The sequence below is a fragment of the Exiguobacterium sp. KKT215 genome (genome assembly GCF_055635335.1).
The window spans coordinates 551040-571577 of sequence record NZ_CM145756.1; the positions used below are offsets into that span (position 1 = coordinate 551040).

General features: G+C 40.4%; 19 protein-coding genes and 3 pseudogenes. 18 read left to right on the forward strand and 4 right to left on the reverse strand.

Annotated features, from left to right (window positions below):
- The first annotated feature begins 19 nt into the window (after positions 1–19).
- The 9 genes from ACZ2GZ_RS03020 to ACZ2GZ_RS03060 are packed head-to-tail and all read left to right on the forward strand — an operon-like array spanning position 20 to position 9508.
- Positions 20–859: an aldolase/citrate lyase family protein gene (locus tag ACZ2GZ_RS03020; protein ID WP_470295601.1), complete on the forward strand. Its 840-nt coding sequence runs from the start codon at positions 20–22 to the stop codon at positions 857–859.
- Positions 831–1754 (forward strand): NAD(P)-dependent oxidoreductase, encoded by a 924-nt coding sequence (locus tag ACZ2GZ_RS03025; protein ID WP_470295489.1) that lies wholly within the window; start codon positions 831–833, stop codon positions 1752–1754. The genes ACZ2GZ_RS03020 and ACZ2GZ_RS03025 overlap by 29 nt, the downstream gene beginning before the upstream one ends.
- Complete coding sequence (locus tag ACZ2GZ_RS03030) at positions 1751–2950, forward strand: glycosyltransferase family 4 protein (RefSeq protein ID WP_470295490.1); 1200 nt, start codon at positions 1751–1753, stop codon at positions 2948–2950. Before ACZ2GZ_RS03025 ends, ACZ2GZ_RS03030 begins: the two co-directional genes overlap by 4 nt.
- Before the next feature lie 15 nt (positions 2951–2965).
- Positions 2966–3955, forward strand: a complete 990-nt coding sequence (locus ACZ2GZ_RS03035; protein WP_470295491.1) for a glycosyltransferase family 2 protein — start codon at positions 2966–2968, stop codon at positions 3953–3955.
- 8 nt (positions 3956–3963) lie between these two features.
- Positions 3964–5160 (forward strand): hypothetical protein, encoded by a 1197-nt coding sequence (locus ACZ2GZ_RS03040; RefSeq protein WP_470295492.1) that lies wholly within the window; start codon positions 3964–3966, stop codon positions 5158–5160.
- Positions 5157–6245 carry a glycosyltransferase family protein gene (locus ACZ2GZ_RS03045; protein WP_470295493.1) on the forward strand — a complete coding sequence of 363 codons (1089 nt, stop codon included), beginning with the start codon at positions 5157–5159 and terminating at the stop codon, positions 6243–6245. Before ACZ2GZ_RS03040 ends, ACZ2GZ_RS03045 begins: the two co-directional genes overlap by 4 nt.
- Before the next feature lie 14 nt (positions 6246–6259).
- Entirely contained in the window at positions 6260–7351 is a 1092-nt protein-coding gene (locus ACZ2GZ_RS03050; protein WP_470295494.1) for a glycosyltransferase family 2 protein, read from the forward strand.
- Entirely contained in the window at positions 7348–8865 is a 1518-nt protein-coding gene (gene murJ, locus ACZ2GZ_RS03055) for a murein biosynthesis integral membrane protein MurJ (protein WP_470295495.1), read from the forward strand. The genes ACZ2GZ_RS03050 and murJ overlap by 4 nt, the downstream gene beginning before the upstream one ends.
- A gap of 1 nt (position 8866) precedes the next feature.
- Entirely contained in the window at positions 8867–9508 is a 642-nt protein-coding gene (locus ACZ2GZ_RS03060) for a DUF1919 domain-containing protein (protein ID WP_470295496.1), read from the forward strand.
- Between the two features lie 559 nt (positions 9509–10067).
- Here ACZ2GZ_RS03060 and ACZ2GZ_RS03065 read toward each other — a convergent pair.
- Positions 10068–10304, reverse strand: a pseudogene (locus tag ACZ2GZ_RS03065) (ATP-binding protein); the annotation flags it as partial.
- Between the two features lie 134 nt (positions 10305–10438).
- On the opposite strand from ACZ2GZ_RS03065, the gene istA reads away from it, so the two are divergent.
- Positions 10439–11980: an IS21 family transposase gene (gene istA, locus ACZ2GZ_RS03070; protein WP_470295602.1), complete on the forward strand. Its 1542-nt coding sequence runs from the start codon at positions 10439–10441 to the stop codon at positions 11978–11980.
- Entirely contained in the window at positions 11977–12735 is a 759-nt protein-coding gene (istB, locus tag ACZ2GZ_RS03075; protein ID WP_470295497.1) for an IS21-like element helper ATPase IstB, read from the forward strand. Before istA ends, istB begins: the two co-directional genes overlap by 4 nt.
- A 39-nt stretch (positions 12736–12774) precedes the next feature.
- Here istB and ACZ2GZ_RS03080 read toward each other — a convergent pair whose 3' ends face one another.
- Positions 12775–13092 carry an ATP-binding protein gene (locus ACZ2GZ_RS03080; protein WP_470295498.1) on the reverse strand — a complete coding sequence of 106 codons (318 nt, stop codon included), beginning with the start codon at positions 13090–13092 and terminating at the stop codon, positions 12775–12777.
- On the opposite strand from ACZ2GZ_RS03080, the pseudogene ACZ2GZ_RS03085 reads away from it, so the two are divergent.
- Positions 13033–13464, forward strand: a pseudogene (locus ACZ2GZ_RS03085) (ATP-binding protein); the annotation flags it as partial. The gene ACZ2GZ_RS03080 and the pseudogene ACZ2GZ_RS03085 overlap by 60 nt on opposite strands.
- Positions 13465–13668: 204 nt before the next feature.
- A pseudogene (locus ACZ2GZ_RS03090) lies at positions 13669–13842 on the forward strand (ATP-binding protein); the annotation flags it as partial.
- Positions 13843–13929: 87 nt separating this feature from the next.
- Here the strand turns inward: ACZ2GZ_RS03090 and ACZ2GZ_RS03095 are convergent.
- Entirely contained in the window at positions 13930–14799 is an 870-nt protein-coding gene (locus tag ACZ2GZ_RS03095) for a tyrosine-type recombinase/integrase (RefSeq protein ID WP_470295499.1), read from the reverse strand.
- A gap of 5 nt (positions 14800–14804) precedes the next feature.
- Complete coding sequence (locus tag ACZ2GZ_RS03100) at positions 14805–15257, reverse strand: sigma factor (protein ID WP_470295500.1); 453 nt, start codon at positions 15255–15257, stop codon at positions 14805–14807.
- A 368-nt stretch (positions 15258–15625) separates the two neighbouring features.
- On the opposite strand from ACZ2GZ_RS03100, the gene ACZ2GZ_RS03105 reads away from it, so the two are divergent.
- From ACZ2GZ_RS03105 to ACZ2GZ_RS03125, 5 genes are all read left to right on the forward strand, one after another.
- The gene (locus ACZ2GZ_RS03105) at positions 15626–16777 is read left to right on the forward strand and encodes an ROK family transcriptional regulator (protein WP_470295501.1); all 1152 of its coding nucleotides are present in this window, start codon (positions 15626–15628) and stop codon (positions 16775–16777) included.
- 168 nt (positions 16778–16945) lie between these two features.
- Entirely contained in the window at positions 16946–17392 is a 447-nt protein-coding gene (locus ACZ2GZ_RS03110) for a hypothetical protein (protein WP_470295502.1), read from the forward strand.
- A gap of 19 nt (positions 17393–17411) precedes the next feature.
- Positions 17412–18713 carry an ABC transporter substrate-binding protein gene (locus ACZ2GZ_RS03115; protein ID WP_470295503.1) on the forward strand — a complete coding sequence of 434 codons (1302 nt, stop codon included), beginning with the start codon at positions 17412–17414 and terminating at the stop codon, positions 18711–18713.
- A gap of 66 nt (positions 18714–18779) precedes the next feature.
- Positions 18780–19733 (forward strand): carbohydrate ABC transporter permease, encoded by a 954-nt coding sequence (locus tag ACZ2GZ_RS03120; RefSeq protein ID WP_214828741.1) that lies wholly within the window; start codon positions 18780–18782, stop codon positions 19731–19733.
- A 12-nt stretch (positions 19734–19745) separates the two neighbouring features.
- Entirely contained in the window at positions 19746–20531 is a 786-nt protein-coding gene (locus ACZ2GZ_RS03125) for a carbohydrate ABC transporter permease (protein ID WP_214830215.1), read from the forward strand.
- Positions 20532–20538: the final 7 nt, after the last annotated feature.

Here is a 20538-nt window from a genome sequence, read left to right on the forward strand (position 1 = left end):
GGGATTTTAATTGAAATTTATGTACATTACTAATAATGTTGACGTTGCAAAAATTGCAGAGAAAAATGGCGTTGACATGATTTTTATCGATTTAGAAATTAACGGTAAAGAAGAACGTCAAGGACATTTAGACACTGTTATTTCTAACCACCATATGGATGATATTAGAGAAATAAAAGAGGTGTTAACAAAATCAAAAGTATTGGTAAGAATAAATCCTTTACATGAAAATACTGAGATAGAGATAAATACTGCAATTATAAACGGAGCAGACATAATTATGTTACCGTTCTTTAAGACTAAATCAGAAGTAGAAAAATTTATTGAATTAGTCAATGGTCGAGTAGAGACAATGTTACTCTTGGAGACATCTGAAGCAGCAGAGGCTATTAGTGAAATTATCAAAATAAATGGAATTGATTATATCCACATAGGACTTAACGATTTACATTTAAGCTATAACTTGAAATTTATGTTTGAATTAATATCAAACGGGACTGTAGAAAAAATTGTAAATGAAATCAAAACAAAAAATATACCATTCGGTTTCGGCGGAATAGCTCAGCTTGGTAAAGGTGAATTATCATCAGAAATCATATTAGCAGAACATTTTAGACTTGGTTCAGAAATGACTATTTTATCAAGGTCATTTTGTGATACTAATAGAAAAAAAGATTTAAAAGAAATTTCTTCGATATTTGATATAGAAATAAATAAAATCAAAGAATATCAAAAATACATTAAAAGTCAGCCCGATACTTATTTAATAGAAAATTTAGAAACGTTAAAAAAAATAACTAGTCAAATAGTTAATCAGAAGGTAAACGTAAATGAAGACTTTACTATTAACAGGTATTGATGAATTAAAAGAGTCAGAAATTAAATTATTTAGTGAATTAGGTCTCCAAGTAAAGCATGTGCTAAATGAAGATTCGCAAATAGTAGCTGAACATTTTGACGCAGAGTATATAGTATGTAACAACCTATTTTCTTATCATAATATTAAAAATTTTAAGAATTTGAAATATGTTCATACAATTAGTTCGGGTACAAATCAATTGCCAATGAAGTTTATTAAATTTAATGACATTCAAGTAGATAATGCAAAAGGTGTATATAGTATTCCTATAGCAGAATGGGTAGTTCTTAAAATTTTAGAAATCCATAAAAAAAGTCATTTTTTTTATGGAAATCAAAAACAGAGAAAATGGGAAAAAAATAGAAATTTATCAGAGCTAACTAATAAGAATGTGCTGATTATAGGTTATGGAGATATAGGAATAGAAATAGCCAAACGCATTAAGGCGTTTGGAGTAAAGATTACCGGAGTTAACAGAACTCCACAATCACATTATTTACTAGATAAATCGATAGGTTTTAAAGATTTAGATCAAGAACTTTCAAACTCCGAAATCATTATATTAACAGTACCACTAACCTCTGAAACGACACATTTGTTAAATGGAGAGAGATTAAAACAACTGAAACAAGAAGCTACTTTGATAAACGTTTCCAGAGGGAAAGTTATTGATGAGAAGAGTCTAATTAAAGAAATTCAATGTGGAAAGTTTTTAGGGGTTGCATTAGACGTATTTGAGAATGAGCCGTTAGCTAACAATCCGCTATGGGATTTTGAAAATGTAATTGTTACTCCTCATAATTCATTCGTTTCTTCAATGAATCGCGAAAGATTAGTGAACTTAATATATACAAATTTATCAAAAAAAATAAAAAAATCAGAGGATGAAATATGAAAGATGTTTTATTAATCACAAACTATTGGCATTTTGAAGAGGAAAAAGAAAGTAGTCGGTATACTAGCTTAGTAAAAAAAATCAGTGAGGATAACTTCAAAGTAGAAGTAGTCACTTCTAATTTTTACCACGCTAACAAGCTACATAGAAAATCGGAATTCAAAAAAAATAATTATGTTGTTACATTGATAGAAGAACCAGGATATAAAAAAAATATATCACTTCAAAGAATTCAAAGTCACGCTTATTTCGCGAGAAATGTAATAAAATATCTTGAAAAAAGAAATAATCCTGATGTCATTTATTGCGTAATTCCGTCTCTTGAAGTCGCATATAAAGTTAGTAAATACGCCAAAAAGCATGGGATAAAAATAATTATTGATATCCAAGATCTGTGGCCAGAGGCTTTTAAAATAGCTTTAAATTTTGGTGTTTTAAATAATATTATTTTTTATCCGATGAGTAGAAAAGCTAATTTTGTATATAAAAATGCAAATGGTATAGTGGCAGTTTCTAAATCATACATGGATTATGCAAAGCGATTTAATGAAGGCGCCCCTTCTTGTTACGCTTATTTGGGAGTAGAGTTAGATCGATTTGATAAATATAAAAACAATATTTCAGATTTTATAACTAAAAAAGAGGAAGATGAAATTTTATTAGCATATGCCGGAACATTAGGACATAGCTATGATTTGACTTTTGTACTTGATGCTATTCATGAATTGAAAAGAAGTTATCGTCGTAAAATTCGTTTTATTGTTATGGGTGATGGGCCACTTAGAGAAAAATTTGAAAGATACGCGAAACAATATAATCTAAATGTTGAGTTCACTGGAAAACTTTCTTATCAAAATATGGTAAGTAATTTAAACTCCTGTGATATTGCGATTAACCCGATTGTGAGTGATTCTGTAGCGAGCATTATTAATAAACACGCAGATTATGCCGCTGCTGGCCTCCCGGTAATTAATACTCAAAATTCAAAAGAATATGTGCAGTTACTCGAAACTTATGATGCTGGAATAAGTGTTTTAAATGGATCCGTGAATGATTTGGCTAGCAGCATTAAATTTTTGAGTGAAAATAGTATACAACGGACGATCAAAGGAAAAGGTAGCCGGAAAATGGCAGAAGATTATTTTGACAGGAATAAGTCATACAAAAAAATAATTGATATGATTAAATATACTTAAAATTGGAGGAAAAACATGGAATTAAGTATTATTATCCCAATGTATAACGTAGAGGATTACATTGAAGAGTGTATGGATTCTGTTTTACCTGCCCTAAAAAGAAAATCTAATATAGAAGTTATTTTAATTAATGATGGCTCAACTGATAATAGTTTGAGTATAGCAAAAAGATACGAAGACATTGATGATAAAATCACTTTATACTCTCAAACCAATCAAGGATTAGCGGCTTCAAGAAATAAAGGGATTGCTAATGCTAAGGGTAAGTACTTAATATTTTTAGATAGTGATGACAAGATATCCATAGATAAACTTTTTAAGTTGTTAAATAAAGTGAAAAAGTACAATGTTGATGTCGGAAGAGGTAAATATATAAAATTTAATGATGGAGAATATAATTCGACTACTACTATTCCAGAAAAAAAAGAAACGTATAAGTTATTGAAAGGTACCGAATATGTTAGCCATTCAGTCCGTAATAAAGAGTATGAAATAGTAAGTTGCACCAGTATCTATAAAAAAGAATATTTAATGAAAAATGAAATTTATTTTAATGAGAATCTATATTTTGAAGATCATGATTTTACTATGAGAGTATTACTTGAAACCGAAAAAAAAATTATGGTCTCAGATATTGATTATTATTATTATCGACAAAGGGAAGGTTCTATAACGAAATCTGTAGACTACAAAAAAATACAGAGCTTTATTAAAGTTCTGCTCAATCAAAAAGAATATATAGAAAAAAAGAATCTAAAACATGTGAAAAAAGCAGGGTATCAAATATCTTCAATTACGATGGAACATTTGATTCAATTCGCATATAGAAACCTTGAATTAGAAGAAATAATGTTGATTCGAAAACAATTAGACAATAATAATCTTCTTTCATGGACATTTATTAATAAGATTATTTACTATACTAGAATCAAATCAATTTTAAAGGTTTTTCTATTTTGTTATTTCCCGACATTATTATTTAAAATATATAAAAAAAACAGATAGGAGTTTTTATGGAATTATACAACACTAAAGCATTTAAAACACATTATATATATGAAAAAATTTTAATGTCAACATTGTTTTTATCAATGATTTTACAAATGCCCTCTTTAATAAGTAACTCAGGTTTAAAGAATTTTTCGTACATACTATGGATCTTTGTGATGGGTATTAGTGTTTTAATTGCCAATCCGATTTTTAGTAAAAGATTTCTTTTGGTGTTTATATCATCATTTCCTATACTAATATATTTTTCTTTTTTAGACTTGGGATTTGGTAGAGAGGCCTTTTTTTATAGAGAAATTTTTATGGTGTTAGGAATTATTACTTTGGGGTATTTTTCAGGCTTCAATCATACCAACCTACTGTCAAATTTAATGAATGTATATATTCTTTCGACAATTATATTAGCTATTGACGCGTATTTTAACTATCTGCAAGGAAGTATTACTAGTGGATGGAATTATAACTATCCTTTTAAAAATAGCTTAGGAATAATAATAGTTAATTCTATTCTTTACCTTTTTCTAAAAAAAACTAGTTCTAATTTTGGGAAAATAATAAATGTTACTCTTATTATTCTATTTTTTATTGTTCTATTTGGTTTGCAAAACAGAACAGGAATTGTAGTGGTTGTTCTTACTATGATAATTGTTACTATTTATAAACTTAAAGTTTTTAAATCGGTAATTGCTTTTTCTACAGTAGTCTTTTCAATATTTGTATTCAATTTTTTGTTTTCTGAAGATAATTTCATTTCTCAAATCATCAAAAAAGGTTTGTTATTGGATGTCCTATCGAGTACAGGGATTGATGGCTGGAGTTCAAGTAGATCCGGAATGGTAAGTTATGGAATGAGTTTGTTTTATAATAATCCTATTTTAGGAACGAAAGTTGCACTTGAAAACGACACTTACATCGAATCATTTTACGTTCAAGTTATTAGTTCGTATGGAATTTTGGGCTTCATTTTAGTCATGATTTTTTTACTAACTGTTATTTATTTTGTGATTAATACATTGCTAAAAGCGACTAAGTCATTTTGGACATTCTATACCTTCATGCTAGTAATTGTTATGTTAATTGTAGGATTGACCGAGCAGATGGCTCCCTTCGGTCCAGGAACGGTGTATTTTTTAAATTGGTTCTTAATAGGTTTTATTTTAAATCCTAATTTCTATTCAAAATTAGAAGGAGTTACAAAATGAAAATAGGTATTATTGCGTTTTCTAATATAGAATATTTACCTTACTTATCAAGATATGAAAATATTCTCTTAAAACAAGAAATAGATTATGACGTAATTTATTGGCAACGTAAACAAATATCAAACGTACCTTCGGAAAAAAAATACAAAGGTTTTATTAACGAATCAGATTTAAATAAACCAAAGATATTAAAAATATTTGATTTTTTGAATTTTAGAAAGTTTGTTGTTTCACAGATTAACGATAATAAATATGATAAGTTAATAATACTTTCTACAATTCCGGGAGTTCTTATATTTGATAAACTATTTACTTCGTACAAAAATAAATACATTCTGGATGTAAGAGACCCTTCTTATGAAAAAAATTTTTTGTTTAGATTTTTATTGAAAATAATTATAAATCATTCAGTTTTTACTCCAATATCTTCAAAAGGATTTTTATCATTTTTACCTGGTAATAAGAATAAATTTGTTTTGATACATAACTATTTACCGGATGATAAGATCGAAGATAATTCTAATAACTTGTTTAGAAATGATATAAATAAAATAATTATACGTTTCTTAGGATTTTTGAGGCACTATGAGGCGAACATTGCATTAATTAACGCACTTAGTAATGACACAAGATTTGAATTGCATTATCATGGCGTAATCGATAGCAAGGACGGATTAAAGCTACAAAAAGAAGTGAAAATAAAAAACTCACACAATATTTTCTTTCATGGATTTTATGACAGAGAAGCAAAGAAAGAAATTATGCAAAAAACTCATATTATTCACAACATTTACAATAACGACTCTACAAAATTTGCTATGGGAAATAAATTATATGATGGAGCAAATTTTTACCTACCACAAATTCTAACACAGGGTTCAATCATGGGAGAATATGCTGACAAATATGGTCTAGGTTTATCTTTAAACATTGAAAGCATTTCTTCAGATGAGATTTATATATGGTATGAAAATTTAAATCTAGATAAGTTCAATGAAAACTGTGATCTTTTCTTGCAACATGTTAAAGAAGAAGAAGAAGAATTCAATGTCCGCTTTTTCTCGTTCATAAATTCCGAAAAATAAAAGGGAGTCCTTAAATGTTAATTAGTATTGTAATTCCTGTCTACAATGTAGAAGATTACATTTTAGAAATGTTAGTGTCTTTAAGAAATCAGAAAGAAAAAGAATTAGAATTTATATTGATAAATGATGGAAGTACTGATAAATCTAAAGAAATAATAGAAAATTTCATTGGGAATGATACGAGATTTAAATTGTTCAATAAGAGTAACTCTGGTGTGAGTGCAGCGAGGAACTTAGGGATAGAAAATGCAAATGGAGACTTTATCGGATTTTTGGATCCTGATGATTGGGTAAACGAGAATTTTTACTGTAGTGTAAAAAAGCATTTAAAAGATTGCGATATTTTAAGTACCGGGTACTATAAAATATACAAAAACGGGAAAATAATCGAAAAGCTTCCTTTTAAATCTGATTCTAATACAAAAATCTTAAATTTTACTAAAAATGGTATATCTTCTACTATTATTCCCATGTTATTTGGATACCATCTTTCAGATGAAGTTAATTTTGATTCTTATGTTTTTGTGGAAGGCATGGTATGGAGAAATTTGTATAACGCGAAATTGATTAAAGAAAATAATATTAAATTTGATGAAAATTTGAGTTACAAAGAGGATGAAATTTTTAACCTGCAATGCCACATGTATGCTGAACGAGTAACACTTTTGAATGAATCACATTATAATTATAGAATCCGTGATAACTCTCTCTGTACTGGATTCAAGAAAAACTTATTAGAACTAGAAAAAGGTATTTATTCTGAAAAAGTAAAATTATTAGAAAATGATAATAGAACCTTTGACTATTTATCGTCATTAACATCATTGAACAATAAATTTTCTAAAGATATGATTGGTATAATAAATAATTTTGCAAGGATAGACAGTGGATTAAATATTGTACAAATTAAAAACGCTATAAAAAATAGTATAAAAGATCCTATAGTAGAAGACATAGTTATAAAAAATAAGGGGTACAAGAAGAAAAATCTTTTTAGCTACGCAGAAAGAGTGTATTTACAGTGTATTAAGAATAAAAGAACAGAGACATTAACTCTATTAGCACTATGTTGGATGTTAAAAAATAGAATCCGTGATATAAAATGAAAAAAGTAATAGTCTACACGTTTATTATTACTATTTTTTCAAAAGTTTTAGGTTTTGGTCGAGAGATTGCTTTATCGTATTATTATGGAGTTTCAAATATTAGCGATGCATATTTAATTTCATTGACCATTCCAACAGTAGTTTTCGGATTCATTACTTCGAGTATAGTAGCTGGATACGTACCTATTTTTACTGAAATCCTTCATAAACATGGTCAAAAAAAAGCAATCGAGTTTACAAATTCATTGATGAATATTACGATTTTAATCAATTCATTCTTTGTTTTCTTTTCAATGATATTTGCAAAAGAAATTGTATTTTTATTTGCATCAGGTTTTGATGAAAATACAATTGAAATGGCAGCCGAGTTTAGTAGAATAACTGTAATTTCTATATACTTTGTATCATTGGTGTCAATATTCTCTGGATATCTACAAGTGAATAATGTACACAATGTGGTGGCGTTTTTAGGTGTTATACTCAATATTACTACAATATCTTTCGTCATTCTAAGTAAAGCTAATATAGTATTCTTACCATTAGGCTTTCTTGTGGCCACATTTTTTCAGTTTACAATAATGTATATTTATTCGCGAAGAAAAAAATATAAATATAAATTAACACTAGATTTGAGAAATGAACACCTAAAGCGGATTGGGATTCTAAGTATTCCAATTATTATTGGTGGGTCGGTAAACCAAATCAACACTTTAGTTGATCGTACTCTTGCATCACATTCAAGTGTAGGAGGAATTTCAGCATTAAATTATGCAAACACTTTAAATTTATTTGTTCAAGGGATTTTTGTCGTTACGATTATTTCAGTAATTTACCCTAAGATGTCTAAAGAAGCGTCTATAAATAATTTTATACAGTATAAAAGATATCTAAGAAAAGCCGTTATACTAATTTGTTATTTGGTGATGCCAATTTCGTTTATTTTTATATTTTATTCTAGTAGCATTATCTCAATTATTTTTCAACGCGGAAATTTTGATGAAAATGCTGTCAAGTTAACTTCTGAAGTTCTTCAAATGTATTCAATTGGGATCTTTGCGTTTGGAATAAGGGAGATGTTAGTGCGAGCTTTTTACTCAATACAAAATACTCGAACGCCAATGGTTAATGGAGTTTGGGGGATGCTATCGAATGTAGTATTTAGTTTTACTTTTGAATTTTTTTTGGGAGTGAAAGGTTTGGCATTAGGAACATCTTTAGCTGCTATTGTAATGGTTTTAACACTTTCGATTAGCCTACATAAGAAAATTGGTGACTATGGTGTGAAGCATATATATTTTTCTTTATTGAAACTAATACTCGTGTCGGCTTTAGCTGGTTTTTTATCATTAGGCTTGTATAACTCATCATTTTTCCCGACAATTACTAATTTGATATTTTCAATTATAATTTTCACTATAATTTACGTACTATTAAGTATGATGGTTAACATACCGGAAATTTCAGAAATTAGAGTGCAATTGCAGAAAAAAATTAAGTTAAAAAAGGATGAGTAAGATGATAAAAAGCTTTAATGACTTCTATAGAGCCTTTAATCGATTGAATCGAAATATATTTCATAATAATATCAACCGGAAAAAATTAAAAAATAAAGATTTCTCCATAATCTCGAATAATTGTTTAGGATCGTTAATTAGTCATGATTTAAATCAACAATTTAACACCCCTACAGTTAACTTATTTATGGGGACATCTGATTTTATTAAATTCGTTAAGGACTTAGAATATTATTTAAATGCAGATTTAAAAGAAATATTTAGTGAAGATTACGACTATCCACTTGGAAAGTTAGATGATAATATTGTAATACATTTTATGCACTATCCAAGCTTTGTCGAAGCAAAAAGGCAATGGGAAAGAAGAAAAACAAGAGTGAACTTCGAGAATATATTTATCCTCATGACAGATAATGATGGATGTAACTCTGAAGACAAGAGAGAGTTTTTAAATTTACCCTATAAAAATAAGGCTTTTTTAGCTAATAATGATTCTAATATTGATCAATCTGATTTTTATTACATTAAAGGATTTGAGTCGGAAAATCATTTAGGAGACTTGACAGTTTACACAGGGTTTTTCGGGAAAAAAATATATGACGATTTTAATTACATTTCATGGTTAAATAAATTTAATAAATAACAATCAGATTTGTCATTTATTTTAGTTTTTAATCACTATTTGTAAACATCTGTTTAAAAAACTCACCACTAATTAGGCTTTACAGTCCATTTTCAGATTCGTTTTTCTTTAATTCGAGGGATTTTAACAGCGTGGATTACACACCTACTAACTATCATCTATGAAATTTAGTGGTTGAGTGCAATAAATGACACAATTGACGACTGTCGTCTTTAAACACGCATCGCCAAATGTGACTCCATAGAGTGAACTCGATGTGTTATGAGAGAACTAAGATTTTTCGCTCGTAATAGAATACAAGTTTCATAGATTCTTTCGTAAGATAGGAGTGCAGAAATGTGTATGTTTTCAATACAAACTTCTGCACCCCTCTTTTACAATACCCACTAAATCTTTCGACTTTACTAGTGATTAGTTTAATACACTGATGGTTTCTTGATTCTGATTATTTGAGATGTGTAAATATAATTCAGTTGTCTCCTTCGATGAGTGACTGTCAACAGCGGTTTAAAATTCCCTCTTAATAACGGATTAAAAATCCCTTTTTTAAACGTTACTCTTAGAAACTATCGACACGGGTCGGCTGGATGCCGGCCCGTTTCTTTTCCCTCATTAGATATGAATTTTCCCGAATGTTAAAAGTTGTCGCATGATGAAGAAGCCGATCTAAAATTGCGGTTGCCAAAACCTCGTCCCCAAATATTTTTCCCCATTTAATATATGACTTGTTTGAAGTCAGGATGATTGAGCCTCTCTCATATCTCTGCGAGATGATTTGAAACAGCGCATTCGCACTGTGTGAACGCTAGAATAAAATTGACAGTTTTTGCTCGATACGATTTTACACTATTGCCGAAAAATCAGAACAGAACTCCGATAGATTAGTTGAGGCTATTTTATCTGGAGGGAATGGATTTGGAGGAAAAGTTAGTGCTACACATCAAGATTCATCAAATGTATCAGCAAAACATGAAAGTGGCTCAAATCGCCACAGCACTGAAGGTCTCGAGACCGACGGTATATAAGTACCTGAAGATGACATATGAAGATGCCCTACATGAATTTGACGGGAAATCCTGTTCACGAAAGAAGAAGCTCGATGCCTATCGAGACTGGATCATTGCATGGTTGGAGGAGTATCCGCATTTGAGCAGCGCACAAGTCCATGACTGGTTACTTGAAAGATATTCCGACCTCTCGGTCGGATCGAGCACGGTCAGGACATACGTGAAGGAAATCCGAGAAATCTATCAGATCGAAAAGAAAAGGATTGTCCGCCATTACGAGGCCATCCCAGAACAACCGATGGGCAAGCAAATACAGGTGGACTGGGGTGAGACCAGACAACGGACTAAAGATGGAAAAATGATAAAGCTTTATTTCATTGCGTTCGTACTTGCGCACTCTCGGATGAAGTATGTCGAATGGAGAGAACGACCGTTCACCACCAAGGATACCATTCACTGCCACGAAAATGCATTCCAATTCTATGGTGGGCGTCCTTCTGAAATCGTCTATGACCAGGATCACCTCATCGCAATCAACGAGAACGCAGGTGACGTCCTATTGACCAATGAGTTTCAAGCCTACGTGAACGAACGAAAGTTTAGAATCCACTTATGTCGTCGGGCCGACCCGGAGTTGAAGGGTATGATCGAGAACGTCGTGAAGTACATCAAACGGAACTTCGCGGACAGCCGAGTGTACCGGCATATCGAGGATTGGAACGACCGTTCCATGAGATGGTTGGAGAGGAAAGGAAATCATAACGTCCATCAGACAACGAAAAAAAGACCAGCTGAAGTGTTCTCCGTCGAAAAACAACACTTACAACCGATCTTATCGCTACTCTCTTTCGAAAGTATCCGTACCGAAAGTATAGCAAGGAACGTCAGCAAGGACAACACAATCCGTTATCGCTCAAACCGTTACACCGTCTCGATCGGGACCTACTCATCGGTCAAGAAGAAAGTGGTGTTCCTCGAGGTGACCGAACAGGACCGGTTATTGATTCGCGAATCTCCCGAGGGAGAAGTGATCGCAGACCACCGGGTCAGCAAAGAGAGCGGAAAACTGATTCAAAGCCGTGACCACCTTCGGGATCGTTCCAAAGGAATCGAAGAACTGAAGCAACAGGTCCTCACCTATTTCGAGAACAGAGAGGCGGCGTCCGATTATCTGGGTGAGCTCTCAAAGCGTTACCCGAGATACCGACGTGACCAGTTCAACATCATCAGGGACGTCGCGACCATGTATCCTAATCACTTAACGATGGTCCTGGAAAAGTGTTCGCAAGAGAGTCTGTTCAGCGCTAACGATTTCCGAGACGTGGTCCACTATCTCGCGATCCTCGCGGACGATCGGTGTGATACAAAACCCGATACTGAACGTCCGAAGAAATCCGGGATACGGGTCGCAACGAGACCGATCCAAGCCTACACCGACATCCTGAAAGGGGTGACGGCAAAATGAGTCAAAGCGTTTCCGAGTTACAACAGGACTTTGGGCAGCTTCGCCTCGCCGAGACGGCTGACGCTCTCCCGCAGATTTTGAGGGAGGCCGAAATGGCCTCCTGGACGTATATCGAATTTCTAAGTGCCATCACGAACCATGAACGCGCCAAACGAGACGCTAAAAGTTTGGAGAGACGAATGAAGTGGGCCCGATTCCCGTTCATTAAATCCCTCTCGGAGTTCAATTTAGAGGAACAGACCGCACTGACCGCCAGACAGCTGAAGCAGTTGAAACAGCTCAACTTGCTCGAACTACAGTACAACCTGATCCTCTTGGGCCCTCCGGGCGTCGGAAAGACGTTTTTGGCCGTGGGACTCGGAATCGAGGCGGTCAACCACGGGTTCAAAGTATACTTCGTCACGATGGGCGAACTCGTCCAACTGTTAAAAAGTGAAGAGTTCTCAAGCAAGTCGAAGATCCAGTTAAAAAGGTTGCGAGATTCGGACCTGGTCATCATCGATGACCTGATGTATATGGCCATGGACCAACGAGAAGCTAATCTCTTCTTCCATCTCGTCAACCATCTTTATGAGCGCAGCTCGATCATCCTGACCTCGAACAAAAGCCCTGATCAATGGGGCGAATTGATCGGGGACCAGGGCATCACGACTGCGATACTGGATCGCTTACTCCATCGCGTCGAAATCATACATAGTGATGACGACAGCCATCGGATGAGGAACCGGAAATCATTGTTTTCGGCAGAAGTGTAAAAGGCAAACGAGCAAAAAGTGTCAAAATCAACTTGACGTCTACACACTGATGGGGTCGAACGGAAAATAACCGATTTCATCTAGAATGAGTGGCTCGGATCGACAGTACCTTTTGATGATACGAGGAAGAAGACCAAGCTTCTCTGCTTTTTGACACTCCTCGATAAAATCGTTCGCGGTAATGAACGAAGTCCGATAACCTTTCGTGACAGCTTCCGCAGCGATTGAAATCGCCAAGTGTGTCTTCCCAACCCCCGGCGGGCCCAATAATAATACATTGAAGCCGTTGTCGATGAACCAACAGGTTCCGGGAAGACCTACCTCGCGACCGCCTTCGGGGTCTCGGCCTGCCGCCAATCGTTCAAGGTGAGATACATCCGTCTGCCTGAACTGTTGAACGAACTGACACTTGCGAAGCTCGCAGCCGACGGAAGCTATCGACGACTTCTCAAAAAGTATACAAAAGTCGACCTACACATCCTCGATGAATGGCTATTAACCGACTTGACGACTGACGAGGCGACGATTCTCCTCGAGATTTCCGAGTCGCGCCATAAGACCGTCTCCACCATCTACTGTTCGCAGATCGACCCGAGCGGATGGCATCTTCGATTAGGAAACGAGACCATCGCAGAAGCGATCCTCGACCGGATCATCCATGACTCTTATCAAATCATGATCGACGGTGAGATATCGATGAGGGAACGCTATGGCATATCAGCACGCTGACGTCCGAGCCATCCAAGTGATGGCTCTTTTCTTCGCACTAGGTGGCTCAGTCGTCCGCAATCGATGGCTCACAATGCCGCAATCCCTTGTCCAATGGACTATGAGTCACATGATGGTCGACATATGTCACCGAGTCGTACTTAACATGGCATTTGGTGGTAAATAAAATGTCAGAGGCGGTAAAAACTCGTGGCCGTAATCAGGTACGAGCGAAAGAGCCTGTTCATCACATCCAACCTTGAGTTTAGCCAGTGGAATCGCATCTTTGGCGACGCGCGCCTAACGGCGACACTCGTCGATCGCGTCATCCATCACGCTCACATATTAAAGTTCACAGGTGACAGTTATCGTGTCACGCATGCGTTGTCGAAACACTAAAACTCAGCTGGCAAAGTTCTGTACTTTTCGTTGCATTATTGTGCACATTTGTATTGCAAAATACAGTCAGGTGGCCTCTTTTCAGATTTATTCATTCAAGCTGTCAATTAACTTACGACTTTGCTCTCTAGATACATGAAGGTAGCGCTCAGTTGTATTAATTGATTTATGTCCGAGGAGTTCGGATACACCGAGAATATTTTGACTCTTATTGTATAATGTCGTCGCAAAACTATGACGCAGCATATGACTTGTCAGCTTCACGCCGAACTGTTCTTGTGCAATTTTCTTCAAATCACCATTCACAAATCCGGGTTGGACGACACGTCCGGTCGGCATCAAGAAAATACGATTCGAATCCCCAACCTTTGGTCGATGCGTGGTGATATACTTCTTCAATTCGGTGGTGAGTCGTGGCGTCATCGGCACATGACGTGTTTTATCGCCTTTTCCTTTTTGAACCGTCAACAATCGCTCCTCAAAATTGATATGAGTAATCTCTAAATTTAGAATCTCACTGATTCGTAATCCGGCATCCCCTCCGACGAGATAAATCGTATATAGGGTGTAGTTGCGGGCGTGGTACAGCACCGTGTTCAATTGGTCGCGGGTAATGATTGTTGGCGGTTCGCTGACGCCCTCCCGTGTGACGATGCGACCGAACGGATTATGTTGCATCCATTGTTGCTCGATGGCAAATGCGAACAGTCCACGGATGCGCATGATGTAGGATTTCACCGTATTGTCAGCCATCCCACTGATGTGTTTCTTGTACGGGATTGCATGGTTCGTCTCAGTGATGTCTTGGATGTGAACCACACCTTGCTCGGCAGCGTAGCGGGCGAAGCGCAGTAGAGAGTTACGCGTACTTTTCAGCGTCGTCTCGGGGGCTTCTTTTCGTTCTCTCATGTCTGTCAAGTACAGGTGAATCGCATCAGTTAATAAAACGTGTTTCATATCGTTCACTCCTTCAAGTTGATTGCCTCTTTCAGTTCGCGTTGGACGTCGGCCTTATATGCCCGTAAACGACTTGGCGAATAAGACAGCGTCTGTTCGGTCCCATCGATTAAGTGGCAGAGGAGTTCGAAATGGCGGGGCGACAGCAATAACCGTTGTTCATCGAGCCAGTCAAAGAGATTGCGCTCGGACGTCATGCATTGTTCCGGGAGCCGTTCGGCGGCGACCTCGTGCTTTAAATGTCTGGCATTCTTCTGTTGGTGGTTCAGGATGGCGCCCCGGATTCGCTGGAAGCAATACGTCTTGGACAGCGTGCAGCCGCGATTCAACGCTTCCCACAAGGCGATTCTTGCGATTTGGGCACAATCTTCCTGTTCGTTCGGGTGAATCGATAGGTGGCGGATGACATAGTGAATCATCGGTTCCCATTCGTGGATTTGATCGTCGATTTGAGTCATGTGGCAATTCTTTTCCGAGCGCTCTGTTGATTTTCCTAGGTTAATTCGAGTATAGTCATCGATATCCGAGATGGACTAGCGCCCTTATCGCACGTAAGCCTAGGGCTTAATTGAAATATCGGCTTACAATAACGATTGGAGTCGGAAGGCGAACGTACAGCAACAACCAATCGTCGAATATCGATGAATATCCGGCGAATATGAAACTATATGGATGAGGGTAGGAAGTTCGCACGTTTTCTCAGCTTGGTTCTATGGAGATACAAAGGTTTTGAGCACGATTGTAGTCAGTTTTTTTCAGCCAACCCATGACCGATTTCCCCGACATGCTATACTAAGAAAAAAGCAAAGAAATGGGTGGAACAGTTATGGGGAAGACGACACCACGGAACTCGAAATGGATGCGGACGTATAACCGCTCGCTCATCCTCCGGCTCATCCGGCTCCATCAGCCGGTGTCGCGGGTCGAGCTCGCCAAGGCGACGAGTCTGACGAAGCCGACGATTTCGAACATCGTCAACGAACTGAAAGAAGAAGGGCTGATCAACGAGCGCGAACTCGGTGTCTCGAGCGGGGGACGACGACCGATTATGCTCGAACTCGCGGCCAGTGACCGCTTCGTCATCGGCATCGACGCGACGCAACGACGACTGCACGGCGTCCTCACGAACATCCATGGGGAGATGTTAGGTGAGGCATGGCATGACGAGCGGTTCGATACGAACGAGGAGTTCATCGAGGCCATCGTGACGCTCTACATAGAACTGGCCGGCAAGGCCCAAGGCGACGTCATCGGGCTCGGCGTGTCCGTCCACGGGATGGTCGAGGCGGGGAATGGGATTGTCCTGTTTGCGCCGCGTTTCCACTTGCATGACATCCCGCTCAAACAAGAACTTGAACAACGCCTGAACCAGAACGTCTTCGTCGAGAATGACGTGCGGACGCTCGCCTTAGGGGAGCTCTATTTCGGCGAGGCGATCGGCATCGACGAGTTCTTCTACGTCTACGCCGGTTACGGGATCGGGGGCGCCTACGTCCACGGCGGCGAACTGATCGACGGGGAGCACCATATCGCCGGTGAGATCGGCCATATGCGCATCATGCTCGACGGGCCGATCTGCTCGTGCGGCAACCGCGGCTGCTTAGAGGCGGTCGCCGGGGAACGGGCCATCTTGAACGAGGCCCGGCAACTGAACCACGAACTCAATCTGAACAATCTTCGCGACGCCGTCGGGACGAACGTCGACATCCAGCAGCTGTATGAGCGAGCCGGGGAGTATATCGGCATCGCGACGCTCAACATGATTCACCTGCTCAACCCGAACCGGATTTTGCTCGGAGGGCCGCTGTTCAACTACGCGCCGAACGTCGTCGCCAACATCCAGGAGCGGGTCGCCCAGACGGCGCTGACGATGGATGCCCGCCAGACCGACATCCGCGTCGTCCCGTGGAATGCGAACCACGGTGCGCTCGGTGCGGCCGCCTTGATCACGAACCAACTGTTCGGCGAGATCCAATGATTCAATCGCTCTCACCTCGAGGGCGATTTTTTCGTGTCGAAAAATAATTTACATGAAACCGTTTACAACTCTAAAAAAGATATGCTATAGTCTGTTTGTAGTTAGATAATAAATTTAATTTACTAAGTAAGGGGTGACACTCTCAAACGGGAAAGTGGAGGGGTAGACATGGACATAGAGAGACCATTGCTAAAAGACAAGTTTCACGATATATTCGGTCGCTACGGGGCGACACGGCTGTTCACAAGGGACGGTTCTTCTTTCAATGAATTGGAAGCGTTATCAAAGGCGGACGGTGTCGTCGTTACCCGCTCACGGCGGGACGGCATCTTCCGGCTCTACGACGAGGAGGCCCGCGACATCCGCCTGTTCCGCGTCTCGGACTTGAACGAGGCCCGCACGAACGACTTCGACGGACTGTTCGAGATGCTTCTATGGCGGTTGAAGCAACAGGACGCGCTGCCGTTCGGGGCCGACCTGTACGTCGTCGGATCGTACATAGACGACCATTGGCAGTTTGATTTGGAACTGATCGCATACACACTCACCCGGCTCGGAGATCAACCGATGCCAGACCACTTGATTCGGGAGCTTTGCCTCAAGTTGGTCGCATAACATTCAAAGGAGAATGAACATGAAGAAAACGACAATCGCACTCGCATCATCGGTACTCGTCTTGTCATCACTGCTCGCCGCTTGCGGCGGCAAGGAAGAGGCGGCCGCGACGACGGAAGACGGCAAGCCGGTCATCAACTGGTGGGGCTGGGCGCCACAACCAGAGGTCGGGGAAGCCATGGCCAAGGCGTTCAACGAGTCGCAAGACGACTACGTCGTCAAGTTCAAACGTCTCGAGGACTATGAACAACAACTCCAAGTCGCCATGCTCGGTGGAGATGGCCCAGATGTCATCGGCCTCAAGGAACCGATGATTCCGCAATACAAGGACCGCCTCGTCCCGGCGAAAGACTACATGGACAAAGCGGCCGGCGCAGGCTGGAAAGAGAAGTTGATCGAGCTCGGCGTCGAACAGACGACGGTCGACGGCGAACAGATGGCGGTACCGGTCGGATTCACAGGCCAGGCGTACCTCATGTACAACAAGACGATGCTCGACAAATACGGCGTGACACCGCCGAAGACGTATGACGAGACGATCGCTGCAATCGACAAGATCAACGACTCGGGCGACAAGGTCATCCCGATGCAGCTCGGCGCGAAAGACGCCTGGGTCGGCACGGACGTCTTCAACGTCTTGAGCCATCAGGTCGCACCAGGGTACATCCAAAAAGTACTCGAGGGTGAGGCGAAGTGGACGGACAAAGAGATGGTCGAGACGGCCGAATTGTGGCAGCAACTGTTCGAAGACAAAGTGTTCCAAGAAGGTGCACTCGGTCTCGCGACATATATGGACGGCATGAACAACTTCTTCGACAAGAAAGCGGCGATGTGGGTCATCGGCTCGTGGGAAGCCCACTCGATGACGACGGTCGAGAAGCGTGACAAGTGGAACAACTTCGAAGACGAGATCGGTTTCGTCCCGCTCCCGAACCTCGCGGGCGGCACAGAACAACCGGTCATCGCCTCGATCGACATGGCGCTCGGCGTCAACAAAGAGTCGAAACAACAAGACGGCGCGGCCGCCTTCATCGCCTACATGACGCAAGGCGAAGGCCAAGCACTCTACATGGAGAAGTTCGAGATGGCTCCGGCCGTCAAAGACATCGAAGTGGCGTACGAGGACAAGTTCACGTCTGACGTGGAACGCGAGTCGTACAAAATCTTGAACGAGACGGTGAAGAACGCCGTCGCGGGCCGCGGCATCCGTGACCCGAAAGTATACGACACGCTCGGCAAAGAACTTCAAAACATCGCCGGCGGTCAAGACGCGAAAGAAGCGCTCGCGCGCATCCAAGCCATCGCCGATCAAGGTAAATAATCGAACGAGCGCCAGTGGCCAGCCTGACTGGCGCTCGATTTTTTGATAGGAAAGTGAGGGAACCTTATGCAACACGCAACCGAGTTACCGGAAGAACAGCCGAAGCTGTCGGCGGTCCCGCCGCAACGACCGGATTCGACGAAAAAGAAAGCGCAGCTGAAGAAGAACTTGATCGGCTGGGCGTTCGTCGCCCCGACCGTCCTGTTCGTCATCGCCTTCATCTATTACGGCATCTTCTATAACGCCTATCACTCGCTGTTCTCGTGGGACGGCATCTCGTTCGAGAAGACGTACATCGGTTTCGAGAACTTCGGCCGCATGTTCAGCGATCCGGAATTTTATAACGCGCTCAAGAACACGGGCATCTTCACTGTCTTGACCGTGACGATTCAAGCCGGGCTCGGGCTCGTCTTGGCGTATCTGCTCCACACGAAAGGCGTCGGCCGCACGTTCTTCAAGTCGGTGTTCTTCTTCCCGGTCGTGTTGAGCCCGGTCGTATTGGGCGCCGCGTTCTCACAAATCTTCGACTTCCAGTTCGGCTATATCAACGAGTTCCTCCGCATGGTCGGTCTCGGTGCGTTCGAACAGAACTGGCTCGGCGACCAGGACGTCGCCTTGTACGCCATCATCTTGATCAACATCTTCCAATGGACGGGCTCATCGATGATCATGTACTACATGGCGATGCTCGCCATCGAGCGTGAAGTGTTCGAGGCGGCGAATATCGACGGTGCCGGCTTCTGGCGCACGCTCTGGAGCGTCGTGTTCCCGAACTTGAAAGGGACGACGTTCACGCTGACGATCCTCGGGGTCATCGGCGGACTGAAGACGTTCGATATCGTCTGGATCTCGACGCAAGGCGGACCGGGTAACTCGACCGAGGTCATCTCGACGTACCTGTTCCGCAAATCGATGTTGCACCAAGAGGTCGGCTACGCCAGTGCCGTCGCCATCATCTTGCTGATCATCGCGCTCAGCATCACGTACTTCCAGACACGCGTACAGAAGAAAATGGACTGAGGAGGGATACCTATGGAAATCCAAACGAAAAAAGGAAGATGGCTCACCAATCTCGGCTTGTCGCTCATGGCAATCATTTGGTTGTTCCCGATCTTCGTCATGTTCAAAGAGAGTTTACGGGTCAACGGCTTCAGTAACTATATCGCGACGTTACAGAACCCGAACTTCCCTCAGTTCGTCTTCAACAGTTTCATCGTCGCGTTCTTCATGATCATCATCTCAATCTCGTTTCTCGCCTTCGCGGCGTTCGGCTTCTCGAAGCTCGAGTTCGCAGGGAAGCGATTGTTGTTCAACCTCGTCTTGGCCGGGCTCATGTTGCCGGTCGCGTCGCTCATCGTCCCGCTCTTCTTCACATTGCGCAACCTTGACGGCTTGAACAGCTACTGGGGCTTGATCGGAGCCGAGGTGGCGTTCTTCCTCCCGTTCGGTCTGATGCTCATCAAGAGCTACTTCGACGAGCTGCCGAACGAACTGATGGAAGCGGCCCATATCGACGGGGCGACGACGTTCCAAATCTTCTATAAGATCATGATGCCACTCGCCAAGCCGGCACTTGCGACGGCGACGATTTATGCGTTCCTCAACTCGTGGAACGAGTACTTGATGGTCCTCACGTTCATGACGGACCCGGCCTATCAGACGGTGACGATGGCCCCGACGTTCTTCACGGAAGCGCTCGGTGGTGACCCAGGTAAACTGTACGCCTCGCTCGTGTTGATCAGCTTGCCGACGATGGTGTTCTATATCTTCTTCCAACGCTTCTTACAGAAAGGCATGACTTCGGGAGCGGTCAAATAATCGATTG

What these genes read in the sequence shown, in the direction of transcription:
- ACZ2GZ_RS03050 (WP_470295494.1), top strand. Translation starts at nt 6,260, where the DNA reads ATGTTAATTAGTATTGTAATTCCTGTCTACAATGTAGAAGATTACATT.
- ACZ2GZ_RS03020 (WP_470295601.1), top strand. Translation starts at nt 20, where the DNA reads ATGTACATTACTAATAATGTTGACGTTGCAAAAATTGCAGAGAAAAAT.
- ACZ2GZ_RS03045 (WP_470295493.1), top strand. Translation starts at nt 5,157, where the DNA reads ATGAAAATAGGTATTATTGCGTTTTCTAATATAGAATATTTACCTTAC.
- ACZ2GZ_RS03040 (WP_470295492.1), top strand. Translation starts at nt 3,964, where the DNA reads ATGGAATTATACAACACTAAAGCATTTAAAACACATTATATATATGAA.
- ACZ2GZ_RS03125 (WP_214830215.1), top strand. Translation starts at nt 19,746, where the DNA reads ATGGAAATCCAAACGAAAAAAGGAAGATGGCTCACCAATCTCGGCTTG.
- ACZ2GZ_RS03115 (WP_470295503.1), top strand. Translation starts at nt 17,412, where the DNA reads ATGAAGAAAACGACAATCGCACTCGCATCATCGGTACTCGTCTTGTCA.
- ACZ2GZ_RS03060 (WP_470295496.1), top strand. Translation starts at nt 8,867, where the DNA reads ATGATAAAAAGCTTTAATGACTTCTATAGAGCCTTTAATCGATTGAAT.
- ACZ2GZ_RS03095 (WP_470295499.1), bottom strand. Translation starts at nt 14,799, where the DNA reads ATGAAACACGTTTTATTAACTGATGCGATTCACCTGTACTTGACAGAC.
- ACZ2GZ_RS03110 (WP_470295502.1), top strand. Translation starts at nt 16,946, where the DNA reads ATGGACATAGAGAGACCATTGCTAAAAGACAAGTTTCACGATATATTC.
- murJ (WP_470295495.1), top strand. Translation starts at nt 7,348, where the DNA reads ATGAAAAAAGTAATAGTCTACACGTTTATTATTACTATTTTTTCAAAA.
- ACZ2GZ_RS03025 (WP_470295489.1), top strand. Translation starts at nt 831, where the DNA reads ATGAAGACTTTACTATTAACAGGTATTGATGAATTAAAAGAGTCAGAA.
- ACZ2GZ_RS03105 (WP_470295501.1), top strand. Translation starts at nt 15,626, where the DNA reads ATGGGGAAGACGACACCACGGAACTCGAAATGGATGCGGACGTATAAC.
- ACZ2GZ_RS03030 (WP_470295490.1), top strand. Translation starts at nt 1,751, where the DNA reads ATGAAAGATGTTTTATTAATCACAAACTATTGGCATTTTGAAGAGGAA.
- ACZ2GZ_RS03120 (WP_214828741.1), top strand. Translation starts at nt 18,780, where the DNA reads ATGCAACACGCAACCGAGTTACCGGAAGAACAGCCGAAGCTGTCGGCG.
- ACZ2GZ_RS03100 (WP_470295500.1), bottom strand. Translation starts at nt 15,257, where the DNA reads ATGACTCAAATCGACGATCAAATCCACGAATGGGAACCGATGATTCAC.
- istB (WP_470295497.1), top strand. Translation starts at nt 11,977, where the DNA reads ATGAGTCAAAGCGTTTCCGAGTTACAACAGGACTTTGGGCAGCTTCGC.
- ACZ2GZ_RS03035 (WP_470295491.1), top strand. Translation starts at nt 2,966, where the DNA reads ATGGAATTAAGTATTATTATCCCAATGTATAACGTAGAGGATTACATT.